The sequence below is a fragment of the Planomonospora corallina genome (assembly GCF_042650625.1).
In the GTDB taxonomy this organism is placed as follows: Bacteria; Actinomycetota; Actinomycetes; order Streptosporangiales; family Streptosporangiaceae; genus Planomonospora_B; species Planomonospora_B corallina.
This window is the reverse complement of record NZ_JBHSBM010000017.1, coordinates 957,514-970,491: the sequence shown is the minus strand read 5'-3', so window position 1 is coordinate 970,491 and position 12,978 is coordinate 957,514. Positions and strand designations below refer to the sequence as shown.

The 12,978-nt window shown below is 74.8% G+C and carries 9 protein-coding genes; all 9 read right to left on the bottom strand.

Annotation, left to right across the window (positions count from 1 at the left end; all coding sequences use genetic code 11):
- Positions 1-7: 7 nt before the first annotated feature.
- The 9 genes from ACFOWE_RS17585 to ACFOWE_RS17545 all read right to left on the bottom strand — a co-directional run bounded on the left by ACFOWE_RS17585 (position 8) and on the right by ACFOWE_RS17545 (position 12,909).
- The gene (locus ACFOWE_RS17585) at positions 8-2,158 is read right to left on the bottom strand and encodes a CehA/McbA family metallohydrolase (RefSeq protein WP_377288980.1); all 2,151 of its coding nucleotides are present in this window, start codon (positions 2,156-2,158) and stop codon (positions 8-10) included.
- A gap of 119 nt (positions 2,159-2,277) precedes the next feature.
- Positions 2,278-2,907 (bottom strand): GTP-binding protein, encoded by a 630-nt coding sequence (locus ACFOWE_RS17580; RefSeq protein ID WP_377288978.1) that lies wholly within the window; start codon positions 2,905-2,907, stop codon positions 2,278-2,280.
- A complete protein-coding gene (locus ACFOWE_RS17575) occupies positions 2,888-3,247 on the bottom strand; it encodes a DUF742 domain-containing protein (protein ID WP_377288976.1) in 360 nt (119 codons plus the stop codon). Before ACFOWE_RS17575 ends, ACFOWE_RS17580 begins: the two co-directional genes overlap by 20 nt.
- Before the next feature lie 26 nt (positions 3,248-3,273).
- Positions 3,274-3,699, bottom strand: a complete 426-nt coding sequence (locus tag ACFOWE_RS17570) for a roadblock/LC7 domain-containing protein (RefSeq protein ID WP_377288974.1) — start codon at positions 3,697-3,699, stop codon at positions 3,274-3,276.
- A 148-nt stretch (positions 3,700-3,847) separates the two neighbouring features.
- Positions 3,848-6,469: a sensor histidine kinase gene (locus ACFOWE_RS17565; RefSeq protein WP_377288972.1), complete on the bottom strand. Its 2,622-nt coding sequence runs from the start codon at positions 6,467-6,469 to the stop codon at positions 3,848-3,850.
- 435 nt (positions 6,470-6,904) lie between these two features.
- A complete protein-coding gene (gene meaB, locus ACFOWE_RS17560) occupies positions 6,905-7,873 on the bottom strand; it encodes a methylmalonyl Co-A mutase-associated GTPase MeaB (RefSeq protein WP_377288970.1) in 969 nt (322 codons plus the stop codon).
- Positions 7,863-10,058 (bottom strand): methylmalonyl-CoA mutase, encoded by a 2,196-nt coding sequence (gene scpA, locus ACFOWE_RS17555; protein ID WP_377288968.1) that lies wholly within the window; start codon positions 10,056-10,058, stop codon positions 7,863-7,865. The genes meaB and scpA overlap by 11 nt, the downstream gene beginning before the upstream one ends.
- Entirely contained in the window at positions 10,055-12,124 is a 2,070-nt protein-coding gene (locus tag ACFOWE_RS17550) for a methylmalonyl-CoA mutase subunit beta (RefSeq protein WP_377288966.1), read from the bottom strand. The genes scpA and ACFOWE_RS17550 overlap by 4 nt, the downstream gene beginning before the upstream one ends.
- 128 nt (positions 12,125-12,252) lie before the next feature.
- Positions 12,253-12,909, bottom strand: coding sequence for a TetR family transcriptional regulator (locus ACFOWE_RS17545; protein WP_377288964.1), 657 nt, complete (start codon positions 12,907-12,909; stop codon positions 12,253-12,255).
- Positions 12,910-12,978: the final 69 nt, after the last annotated feature.

Here is a 12,978-nt window from a genome sequence, read left to right as displayed (position 1 = left end):
GCCGGGCTCAGCTCAGCCTGCTCCGGTACACCTCGCGGGCCCGCCCGTACAGGGCCAGGTGGTCGTCGAGCTGCCCGGGGGCGTCGAACCTGCCCTCCCGGCGGACCATCGCCTCCAGGCGGTCGAGCCACTCCAGGCACCAGCGGACGTCTTCGGGGCGGGCCACGGAGCGGCCGCCCGAGTCGAGATGGACGGGGCTGGTGTGCGCGTGCACCCCGGTGGGGTGGAAGCTGCGCTCGTGCGGCCCGCCGGAGGCGACCGCGACCACGTAGGTCGGCCCGTCCACGACCAGCTCGGCCGTGACCTCCAGGACGGGGGCGGCCCCGCCGCCGGTCGTGACGGCCGCCGCCACGCCCGGTCCGGCGGTGGCCGCGCCGTCGGCGGCGCCCGCGGCGACGACCCCGCCGGCGGTGCGGATCTCCAGCCGCTCCACCTCCGGCCCGACGGCCCTGGCCGTCACCGTCACCCGGGCACCGGGCGGCAGGTCCAGCGTGTCACCGGGTCCGTGCCCGTCGACCGACAGCTCCAGCCAGGGGCCGGTGGTGGCGAAGGTGCGGCCCCGCCGGATCGCCTCGGCGAACGACGCCGCCGACAGCGGCCCGTCCAGCCGCGCGTAGACCCGCTCCCAGCCGGGCGGGCTGGACTGGTTGCCGCGGCGGGCGAAGGAGAGCATGGAGTCGGTCCCGGCGGTGACCGCGAGCCGGTTCCCCGCCCCGATCAGGCGCCGGTAGACCAGGGCGGCCCCCAGGACCGACGAGTGGTTGAGCACGTCGAGGCTGTCGACCAGGCCGAGCGCCGCGTCCGCGACGATCTCCCGGGCCGAGCAGTTGCGCCGCCGGAGCAGGGCCGCCTCGGGACCGTCGTCCTCGCCGATCGGCGCGTGGAACGGATGGCTGTAGCCGGTGACCGCGCCCAGGCCGCGCAGCTCCTCGCAGGCGGCGATGTTGGGCGGCCAGTCGGCCGTGCCGAGGAAGCCCGTGTGGAAGCGGGAGGGCGGCGCGGCGGGGGCGAAGGCGTAGAAGTGACCGAGCAGGTCGTTGCGGTACTCGACGCCGATCCGCGCCAGGTGGGTCGCGTCCGACCAGGGCAGGTCCTCGCCCGCCCAGTGCTCCAGCGCCTCGGCGTCGTAGACCCGCGCCGAGGAGACGTTCCCGGCGACCAGGTTGAGCACGTGCAGGTCCTCGCCGTGCTGCATGGCCGCGGCCAGGGCGGGGGTGCCGACCATGTCCCCGGCCCAGTTGAGGTGGACGTGCATGTCCCCGCCGTACCAGCCGCGGGCCGCGGCGTCGTAGAGCCGCTCCGGGACCAGCTCGACCAGCGTCTCCTGTCCCGGCACGGGCGTGACGGCCGCCTCGGCCGTGCCGTACTCCATGCCGCGGCCCACCCGCACGGTGAGCGGCTCGGCCGGGACGTCCAGGAGCAGGTCGTCGCCGTGGAAGTAGGGCCGCACGTGGGCGTCGCGCCGGTGCGGGGCGCCGGGCGGGTACCATCCCTGGCCGTGCTCGCCGTACACGCTCCACCGGCACGGCACGCCGGCGCGCACCCGCAGGCGGGCGGCGGGCACGCGGCGGGTCAGCGGGGACAGGTCGATCCGCCGCCCGTCCGCGACGACCTCGCTGCCGGAGGTGATCGGGACCAGCGCGGCGCCGCGCGGCCCGATCTCGTACGGCCGGCCGTCCACGAGCACGGTCGCGGGCTCGTCACGGGCGGAGTCCACCAGCAGCGTCGTGCGCAGCGGCCGGTCGTCGAGCACGGCCAGCGTCCTGGCCTCCAGTACGGCCTCCAGTACGGCCTCCGGTGCTGCTTCCGGTGCTGCTTCCGGTGCTGCCTCCTGCGCGCCGGAGCCGCCGGACAGGCGGAGCGCGGCGAGGTTCTCCAGCACCTCGCCCGCCAGGACGTCGCGGACCACGTCCGCCATGTCGAGCTCGCACAGGTGCTCCTCGAGCCGTCCGGGGTCCGCGCCGGGATGGCGCTCGGCGACCTTCCGGTGGCAGACGCCCCAGAAGTCACGCGGGCCCATCAGGTAGGCGTCGGTGACCATCGACTTCACGTAGAAGATCTGGTCCTCACCCCAGGTGACCCCGTGCTCGGCCAGCAGCGCCCGGTAGCCGTCCAGGGCCTTCGCCACCGCCGGGGGGAGATCCAAATCGTCGCACATGCGTCCTCCTCGGGCCGGATCGCCTTGATCATCGCGATCGTGGCACGGCGGGTGCGGAGCGTGAAGGGCACGCCGTACCGGCGAATGGCTTTTCTCCCTCCCGGGGTGGAGATATGTGACTACTGGATGGGCTCCAGCCTCCCCGGGCCGGCGACCCGGTCGGGGCCGAGGCGGACCTTCATCGCGTGCTCCACCAGGGTGATCAGGACCTCCTTGCCGGACTGCCGCCTGCGTGCGTCCCCGAGCACGATCGGGACGTCCTCGGGGAGGGTCAGGCCGAGCCGTACCTCGTCCAGGTCGTAGCGGCGGGCGCCGTCGAAGCAGTTGACCGCGACGACGAAGGGCGTCTCGCGCCGCTCGAAGTAGTCCAGGGCGGGGAAGCAGTCGGCCAGCCGGCGTGTGTCCGCCAGCACGACCGCGCCCAGCGCGCCCAGCGCCAGCTCGTCCCAGAGGAACCAGAACCGCTCCTGCCCAGGGGTGCCGAACAGGTAGAGCCGGTAGGCGTCCCCAATCGTGATGCGGCCGAAGTCCATCGCGACGGTCGTGGTGCCCTTGCTCTCCACGCCGGACAGGTCGTCGACGCCCACCCCCCGGTCGGTCAGCGTCTCCTCGGTGCGCAGCGGCTCGATCTCGGAGACCGCGCCCACCAGGGTGGTCTTGCCCGCGCCGAATCCGCCCGCGACCAGGATCTTGATCGCCTTGGGGAGCACCGCCCGCCCGGCGTCGCGGCTAGAGCGCACGGAGTCCATCGAGCACCGCCCTGTAGAGCCTCTCGTCGTTCATGTCCGTCTCCGTCTGGGGTTCTTGCAGGGCGATGTATCCCTGGTCGAGCAGGTCGCTGAGCAGGACGCGGACGGTGCCCGCCGGCAGGTTGACGTGCGCGGCCAGCTCGGCCACCGACTGCGGGTACATGCACAGCCGCAGGATCTCCAGGCACTCGGGGCCCAGGCCGGCGTCGCCCGGCACGGCGGGGCGGACGGTCACCGCCAGGGTGATGAGGTCGAACCGGCCGCGGACCGGCTCGGTCCTGCCCCGGGTGAGGACGTAGGGCCGGACGATCGGCCCCGCGTCGGCGTCGACCCACTGCACGTCGGGATGGTCGCCGTGGCCGCCCATCAGGCGCCGCCGTCGCCGGAGGAGGCCGTCGCGCGGGCCGGCGAGGTGAGGTACTGCCCGACCCGGGTGACGAGCATGGCCATCTCGTAGGCGACGAGGCCGACGTCGGCCTCGTGCGTGCAGAGGACGGCCAGGCAGGCGCCCTGCCCCGCGGCGGAGACGATCAGGTACGCCGAGCTCATCTCGATGATGGTCTGGCGCACCGTGCCGCCGCCCACCCGTTCGCTGACGCCCCTGCCGAGGCTCTGGATCGCCGAGCCCACCGCGGCCAGGTGCTCGGCGTCGGCGGGGCCGAGCCCCGCGGAGGCGGCCATGAGCAGGCCGTCGGTGGAGAAGACGATGCCCTTCTCCGCTTCGGTCACCCGTGTGACCAGGTCGTCGAGCAACCAGGCCAGATCGGTGACGGATCCTGTTCCCTGCACCACTTGTCGTCCTCTCTCTGCCGTTCGGACCTGCGGCCTCCGGCGTCCCGCCGGAAGCGGGGCCGGCCTGTGCGCGTCGTGGCCGCCGCGGGGATCGTGCGGCCGCACGGGGATCACGTGGCCGCGTGGGGATCACGCGGACGCCGCGGGATCACACGGACGGCCGGGCGTCGTCCGCGGGCTCGCCGCCCCGGGCGAGCAGCTGCGCGGCGTCGGAGCGGCCCCGGCGGGTGCCCGCCTGGAAGGAGGAGAAGGCCGCGCGGATCTCCTCGGGGGAGCGCTCGTCGTCCTGTGCCGGCTGCGGCGCCGCGAGCGGCTCCTCCTCGCGCAGCGGCACGGCGAGGTGGGTCTGCGGGACCCGGCGGGGCAGACCGCCAGGGGTGTGGCTGGTGTCGGGCGGCGGCGGGACGGACGGCCGCGCGGGGACCGTGCCGGGCGCGGAGGCCTCCCGCCCGTCGAGGCGCCCTTCGGGGGACCGGTCGTGGGGCCGGTCGAGGGGGCCGTGTCCCGCCCGCGCCCCGCCGGTGGTGTCCATGGCGTTCTCCTTCAGCTCTGCCGTGCCGTTCCCCGTCCCGGCAGGCCCCGCCGTGCCGGGGAACGGCTCCGCCACGGCAGGAGGGGCCGTGTCCCATCCGCGTCCCGCCGGAGCGGAGACGGTGCCGATCCCCAGCGGGTCCGCCTCCCACGAGGGCGGGACGGCGGGCGCCCCGCGCCGGCCGGCGGCCCGGTCGGCGGTCCGCTCGCCGGTCCGGCCGGCGCTCAAGTCGACGGCCCGCTCGATGGTCCGCTCGATGGTCTCCGTGCGGGCCGCGGGGACGGACTCCGCCGAAGCCGCAGGGAGGCTCCCGGTGCGCGCCGCGGGCACGCTCACCGGCTCGGGGTTCCCCGATCCGCTCCGGTGGACGATGAGCTCCTGCGGGACCAGCACCACGACGGTCGTGCCGCCGTACGGCGAGGCCTTGAAGGTCACCCGGATGCCGTGCCGCTCGGCCAGCCGGCTGACCACGTACAGTCCCAGCCGGGCGTTGCCGGCCAGTTTGAGCTCGGGCGGGTTGGCGATGCGCCCGTTGGCCTCGGCGATGTCCTGCTCGCTCATGCCCAGGCCCCGGTCCTCGATCTCGACGGCGTAGCCGTGGGCCACGGCGTGGCCGCTGACCTTCACCGTCGTGTAGGGCGGGGAGAAGGAGGCGGCGTTCTCGACCAGCTCGGCCACCAGGTGGATGACGTCGCCCACGGCCCGCCCGTCCAGCGACGCCTCGCCCATCGGGAGCACGTCGACCCGGGTGTAGTCCTCGATCTCCGCCAGGGCGCCGCGCACCACGTCGAGCATCGGGACCGACTCGCGCCAGGCCCGGCCGGGGGCGGCCCCCGCCAGTACGAGGAGGTTCTCCGCGTAGCGCCGCATGCGGGTCGCCAGGTGGTCCAGCCGGAACAGGTCGCGCAGCTCCTGCGGGTCCTGCTCGCGCCGCTCCATGGAGTCCAGCACGCTCAGCTGGCGGTGGACCAGTCCCTGCGTGCGGCGGGCGAGGTTGCGCAGGATGTCGGCGATGTCGCGGCGGAGCTGGGCCTGCTCCACCGCGACCTTGATCGCGGTCCGCTGGACGGCGTTGAACGCCTGGCCGACCTGCCCGATCTGGTCCTCGCCGAACTTCAGCGGCGGGGCCTCGACGGCGACGTCCACCTCCTCACCGTGGCCGATGCGCTCGACCACGCCGGGCAGGCGCCGGTCGGCCAGCTCCCGGGCCGCGTCCCGGAGCTTCTCCAGCTGCTGGACCAGGGCGCGGGCCGTGGTGATGGACAGGACGACCGAGGCGATGACGGCGACGAGTCCCAGGCCGCCGGCCAGCACGAGCCGGACGACCACGCCGGCGACGACCGGGGTGGAGCGCTCGATCAGGTTGGCGCCGCCCGTGATCGCGAGGTTCCAGAGCCCCGCCTGCACGTGCTTGGAGGCGGCGGTCCACTGCTCCAGGTCGACCTGGCCGGACCGCTCGCCCTGCCCGTCCCGGGCCAGCGTGTCCTCCATCGCCCGCAGCCGGGCGAACTGCCCGCTGTCGGCGAGCTCGCGGTAGGTGCCCCGGTCGACCGAGGGCAGCTCGGCCGCCACCTGGTCGAGGAGGAAGCGCTGCGTGCCGACGGTCCGGGTGAACAGGACGCGCTCGGCGTCGGTGAAACCGCCCGCGGCCAGGCCGCCCGCCGCCATGGCGTCCGTCCGGGCGGTCAGCTCCACGACCCGGTTGAGCTGGATGAACGTGCGGACGTCCTTGGCGATCTCCTCGTCGTCCAGGGAGGAGAGCGCGTCGTAGGTGAAGTGGGCGGCGTCGATGATCTCGGTGAACCCCGAGGCGGCCCGGGTCCGGTCCGCGCGGCCGGCGTCGGCCGCCTCGCGCACGGCGGCCAGCCCGTCCAGCCGCCGCATGAGCAGGGCGAGCCGCCGCTCCGCCTCGTCGCTCATCGCCAGCTCCACGGCGGTGGAGGAGCTGGACTCGCGGATGTGCGCCGCGGCCGCGTCGGTGCGTCCGCGCTGGGCCGCGAGCGCCTCGCGCTCCCGGCTGCTCCCGCCGGAGCCGGCCAGCGCGAGCAGGGTGAGCCGCCGCTCGGCCTGGAGCTCGGTCAGGAGCGCGTGCCCCGGCTCGGCCACGCCGGTGTTGAGCGTGGTCACGCCCAGCATGTTGAGGCCGTCGCGGATCGTCACCCAGGCGGTGAACGCCCACAGTGCGGCGAGGGACACCAGCAGCGCCATGATTTTGGTCCGCAGACGCGCATTGCTCAAGCGCATAGCCCCACCCTGGTGAACCGTCGGAAACGAGAAGAATTCACATTGGATTCCGCGATGAGGGCGGGCCGGACGTTCTCCCAGCACACGGCCGGTACGGCGGTGTGCCCCTCACGCACCGCCGAACAGTAGCACGCGGACATTTTCCCCTATGGCCGCATTCGCCACATGAAGCGATTTGTCTATTTTCAGGCAATCTGTCGGTGGTATATATCCACTACGGGAGAGAAAAGATTTATATCCGGAGGCGTTATTCCCCCGGACAGAAAAGATCACGGAGCGAGAAGGATCACCGGCGGCAGAGGGGGCGGCCCCCTGGAGACGCGCCTCTGGAGGAACGCCTCGAGGAGTCCGCCGCGGGAAGCCGGGGAGGAAGCCCGGCCGCCCGGGAGCAGGCCGCCCGGACGCGGGGCGCCCGGACGCGGCCGGCGGTCAGTCGCCCCGGGTGAAGGCCTCGAGGATGCGCTCGGCGGCCAGCGCCGGGGTGAGGGTGCCGTCGAGGACGGCGCGCTCGGCCTCGGCTGCGACGGCCGTCACCGCGGGGTGCTCGCGCAGCCTCCGCAGGAGGCGGTCGGTGACCATGGCCCAGGTCCAGTCGACCTGCTGGCGCCGGCGCCGTTCGGCGAGCTCGCCGGAGACCTCCAGGGCGTCCCGGTGCGCGACGATCCGCCGCCAGAGATCCTCGAGTCCCGCGCCGGTCAGCCCGCTGCAGGTCAGCACCGGGACCGCGCGCTCGGAGCGGAGCAGCCGCAGCGCCCCGGCCAGCTCCCGGGCCGCCTTGCGGGCGTCCTGCTCGTGCGGGCCGTCGGCCTTGTTGATCGCGATCACGTCGGCGAGCTCCAGCACGCCCTTCTTGATGCCCTGGAGCTGGTCGCCGGTCCGGGCGAGCGCGAGCAGCAGGAAGGTGTCCACCATGTCGGCGACGGCGGTCTCCGACTGCCCCACGCCCACGGTCTCCACCAGCACCACGTCGTAGCCGGCGGCCTCGACGACGACCATGGCCTCGCGGGTCGCCCGGGCCACCCCGCCCAGGGTCCCGGCCGTGGGCGAGGGCCGGATGAAGGCGTTCTCGTCGGCGGACAGGCGGGCCATCCGCGTCTTGTCGCCGAGCACGCTCCCGCCCGTCCGGGTGGACGACGGGTCGACGGCGAGCACCGCCACCCGGTGGCCCAGCCCGGTCAGGTGGGTGCCGAGCGCGTCGATGAAGGTGGACTTGCCGACCCCGGGCACGCCGGAGACGCCGATCCTGCGGGCCTTGCCCGCCAGCGGGGCCAGCTCGGCCAGGAGCCGCTGCGCCAGCTCGCGATGGTCGGCCCGGGTGGACTCCACGAGGGTGACGGCCCGGCCGATCCAGCGGCGCGAGCCGGACCGCACCCCGTGGAGGTAGTCCTCAAGACGCATGGCCGAGCCGGGCCGACAGGTCCTTCAGCAGCGTCAGGGCCGCGTCGGCGATGACGGTGCCCGGCGGGAAGATCGCGGCGGCCCCGGCGGCGCGCAGCTCCTCGAAGTCGCCGGGCGGGATGACGCCGCCGACGACGACCATGATGTCGTCGGCGTCGAGGCCGGCCAGGGCCTTCTTCAGCGCGGGCACCAGGGTCAGGTGCCCGGCCGCCAGCGAGGAGACGCCGACCACGTGCACGTCGGCCTCGACTGCCTGGCGGGCGACCTCCTCCGGCGTCTGGAAGAGCGGGCCGACGTCCACGTCGAAGCCGAGGTCGGCGAAGGCGGTGGCGATCACCTTCTGCCCCCGGTCGTGGCCGTCCTGGCCCATCTTGGCGACCAGGATGCGCGGGCGGCGGCCCTCGGCCTTCTCGAACGCCGCGCACGCCTCGCGCACGTCCGCCACGCCCGAGCCGACCTCGTCCCGGTAGACGCCGGAGATCGTGCGGATCTGCCCGGCGTGCCGGCCGAAGACCTTCTCCAGCGCGTCGGAGATCTCCCCGACCGTGGCCTTGGCCCGCGCCGCCGCCACGGCCAGCTCCAGCAGGTTGGCGCCGCCCGCCGCGCCCGCCGTGAGCGCGGCGAGCGCGTCCTCCACCGCCCGCGGGTCGCGCTCGGCGCGCAGCCGGCGCAGCTTGTCCAGCTGCCGCTCCCGCACCGCGGTGTTGTCGACCTTGAGCACCTCGATCGGCTCGTCGGCGTCCGGGCGGTACTTGTTGACGCCGATGACGGGCTGGCGGCCGGAGTCGATGCGCGCCTGGGTGCGGGCGGCGGCCTCCTCGATGCGGAGCTTGGGCAGCCCGGCGTCGATCGCCTTCGCCATGCCGCCCGCCGCCTCGACCTCCTGGATGTGCCCCCAGGCCCGCCTCGCGAGGTCGTGGGTGAGCCGCTCGACGTAGTAGGAGCCGCCCCACGGGTCGATCACCCGGCAGGTGCCCGACTCCTGCTGGAGCAGCAGCTGGGTGTTGCGGGCGATGCGGGCGGAGAAGTCGGTGGGCAGGGCCAGCGCCTCGTCCAGCGCGTTGGTGTGCAGCGACTGGGTGTGGCCCTGGGTGGCGGCCATCGCCTCCACACAGGTCCGCACGACGTTGTTGAACACGTCCTGCGCGGTCAGCGACCAGCCGGAGGTCTGCGAGTGGGTGCGCAGGGACAGCGACTTGGGGTTCTTCGCGCCGAAGCCGCCCACCAGCTTCGCCCAGAGCAGCCGGGCCGCGCGGAGCTTGGCCACCTCCATGAAGAAGTTCATGCCGATGCACCAGAAGAACGACAGGCGCGGCGCGAACCGGTCCACGTCCAGCCCGGCCGCCACGCCCGCGCGCAGGTACTCCACGCCGTCGGCGAGGGTGTAGGCCAGCTCCAGGTCGCAGGTGGCCCCGGCCTCCTGGATGTGGTAGCCGGAGATCGAGATGGAGTTGAACTTCGGCATCTTCTCGCTGGTGTAGGCGAAGATGTCGGAGATGATCCGCATCGACGGCCCCGGCGGGTAGATGTAGGTGTTGCGGACCATGAACTCCTTGAGGATGTCGTTCTGGATGGTCCCGGCCAGCTGCTCGGGCGCCACCCCCTGCTCCTCGGCGGCCACGATGTACAGCGCCAGCACCGGCAGCACCGCGCCGTTCATGGTCATCGACACGCTCATCCTGTCGAGCGGGATCCCGTCGAACAGCTGCCGCATGTCGTAGATCGAGTCGATCGCCACGCCCGCCATGCCGACGTCGCCGGCCACCCGCGGGTGGTCGGAGTCGTAGCCGCGGTGGGTGGCCAGGTCGAAGGCGACCGACAGGCCCTTCTGCCCGGCGGCCAGGTTGCGCCGGTAGAACGCGTTGGACTCCTCGGCGGTGGAGAACCCGGCGTACTGCCGGATGGTCCACGGCTGGTTGACGTACATCGTCGGGTACGGCCCGCGCAGGAACGGCGCGGCCCCCGGGTAGGTCGAGAGGAAGTCCAGGCCCTCGGTGTCGGCGGCCGTGTAGAGCGGCTTGACCGCGATGCCCTCCGGGGTCTCCCACACCAGCTCGGCGGGCTCCTGCCCGGTCGAGCGCCGTACGGCCTCGGCCCAGGCCGCCCCGTCCGGCGCCCCGCCCTGTGCCCCGCCCTGTGCCGCGGTCCCGCCCGCCAGGCCGACCTGCGAGAAGTCGGGAATCATCGGGTCACCCCCAGGTCGTCGGAGGCGGCCGGGCCGTGCGGCCGGGGCACCCCCAGGTCGTCGAAGGTCGTGCGCAGCACGGCGAGGGCGTCGCAGCCGGCGTACAGGCGGCCGTCCACTCCCGCGTGCTCGCCTCTGCCCGCCAGCCAGATCCGTACCGCCCCGGCCCCGGCCAGCGCGGCGGCGACGGCCTCGGCGTGCTCGCCGTACAGCTTGTCGCTGGAGCACAGGCAGGCGACCCGGGCGCCGCTCGCGGTGAAGGCGGCGGCGATCCCGGCGGGGTCGGTCAGCGGCCCGGAGGCGACGGTGGCGATGCCGCCCGCCGCGAAGAGGTTGGCCGCGAACGTGGCGCGGGCGGTGTGCGCGGCCACCGGCCCGATCGTGGCCAGGAAGACGCTCGGCCGCTCCGGCCGCGCGTCGGCCGCCTCGCGCAGCGCCTCGAACTCGCCGGCGTAGTGCACGACCGGCAGGCCGCTCCCCCGGCCGGCCTCCTGCGCGGCCCTGTGATCGGCCCTGTGGTCAGCACTGTGATCGGCGCTGTGATCGGCCCTGTGGTCAGCACTGTGATCGGCGCTGTGATCGGCCCTGTGGCCTGCGGGGGCGGCGGGGGCGGCGGGCCGGGGCGCGCGCGCCGGGAGCCGCTCGGCCAGGTCCGGGAACTCGCTGACGCCGGTGACCGGGAACCTGCGGCGGGCGACGTCGGCCGCGCGCCGCTCCCTCGTCGCGGCCAGGCGTCCGGAGACCAGGCCCGAGGCCAGTGCCTCCGCCATGCCGCCGGCGCGCTCGATCTCCTGGAACCAGGCCCAGGCCCGCTCGGCCAGGTCGTCGGTGAGCCGCTCGGCGTAGAAGGAGCCGCCGGCCGGGTCCGTCACCCGGGCGACGTGCGCCTCCTCGACCAGGAGCGCGTGGGTGTTGCGCGCGATGCGGCGGGCGAAGGCGTCGGGCAGCCCCAGGCGGGCGTCGAACGGCTGCACGGTCACCGCGTCCGCGCCGCCGGCCCCGGCGGCGAAGCAGGCGACGGTGGTGCGCAGCATGTTCACCCACGGGTCGCGGGCGGTCATCATCGCCGAGGACGTCACCGCGTGCTGCACCTGCGCGGCCGCGGGCCGGCCCGGGTCGGCCGGGTCGGCCGGGTCGGCCGCGCCGTCGAGGGCGCCGCCGGGGGCTCCGTCGGGGGCGCCGCCGGGAGCGGGCACCCCGCACACCTCGGCGACGCGCGCCCACAGCCGCCGGGCGGCGCGGAGCTTGGCGATGGTGAGGAACTGGTCGGCGGTGGCGGCGTAGCGGAACTCCAGCTGCCCGAAGGCCTGGGCCGCGTCCAGCCCGCCGCCGGTCAGCAGGCGCAGGTAGGCGACGCCGGTCGCGATCGAGCAGCCCAGCTCCTCGGCGTCGCTGCCGCCCGCGTCGTGGTACGGCGTGGCGTCCACCACGAGCGCCCGCAGCCCGGGGAAGTCCGCGGCGCACCGGCGGGCCAGCTCCACGGCGTCGCGCCCGGCGGCCTCCTCCACCGCCGCGCCCGCGCCCCGCGCCCGCAGGCCGAGGGGGTCCGCGCCGAGGTTCCCGGTGAGCGCGCCCGCCGGCGCGCCGGCCTCCGCCTCCCGCGCCGCGGCGAGCGCGAACAGCGCCTCGGCGGCCTCGCGGGTCCGCTCCCCCGCCTCCAGCGTGACCGAGATCAGCTCCAGGTGGACCTTCTCGAGCGCCCCGGCCAGGTCCTCGGGGGCCAGGGCGAGCCAGAGGGAGGTGACGCCGTTCTCCAGGTCGGCCAGGACGGCCTCGGGGTCGGGCGTCTCGTGCCGCTGGCGGACGTCCCAGCCGCCGCGGAGCGGGCGGGACCCGCGCACGTAGGGGGCCAGTCCGGGCAGGCCGGGGTCACCGGGCAGGTCGGAGGCGTCGTACAGCGGCGCGATGGTCACGCCGTCGTAGGTGGTCGTGGCCAGCGCCTCCTCCGGGGAGGAGGCCTCCACTCCCGACTTGCGCAGGACCCCGAGCGCCAGTTCCCGCCACCCGTCGCGGGTGGTCGGCGGGAAGTCCGCGGCCAGTCGGAGCTCACCAGGTGGGACGGTCATGAAGGGGATGGTAAGCCGTCGCTTGCTCAGATCCCCGCCCGGGTCCCGTTCAGCGGCCGGCGTGGCGGGACCGCGCCGGGTCCCGCCGGGATCCCCGTACGGCCGCCGCGCGCCCGCCGCCGTGCGGGTCAGGCCCCGCGCGGCGGCGGGCGCAGCAGCCGCAGGTAGCCCCGGGAGAAGAGGATCAGGACGTCCACGGCCTCCTCCAGGTCGGGGTAGCGCCCCTCGAGGTGGCCCAGGGCCATCGCGTTGGTCAGCGCCCCGACCCCGTCGGCGACCATCTCCAGACGGCGGCGGTCGCCCTCACCGGCGGCCGGGAAGCCCATGGCCGTCAGGTCGGCGACGAAGTGCTCCCGGTAGGCGGCCGCGGCCCGCAGCGCGTACTCGCGCAGCGGGGACGACGGGTCGTGCCGGGCGCGCAGGCTGATCCGGAACAGCTCGGGGTGGCGGCAGATCGCCTCCAGCGGGAGGCGGAAGGCGTCGCGGAGCCGTTCCCTGTCGTCGGGGGCCTCGCGTGAGCGCAGGCGCGCCTCGCGCATCGCCTCGCGCAGCCGTTCGGCCGCCTGCTCGCCGAGCGCCCGCAGCAGGTCCTGCCGGTCCTTGAAGTGCACGTAGAAGCTCGACTGGGCGATGCCCGCCGCGCGGGCGACCTTACCGGTGGTCAGCCCGGCCTCCCCCTCCGCGTCGAGGATGGCGAAGCCCGCCCGCATCAGGCGGCGCCGGGTGAGGTCCTTGGCCTCGCTGCGGCTCAGCGGTGCGCCGGCCGCCGGCTCCTCTCCTCGCACCCGTCGTCTCCTCGCGTCGTCGAACGCCCCGGGTGGCCGCCGGTCCCGCCGGTCACCCTGTCCGCGGTG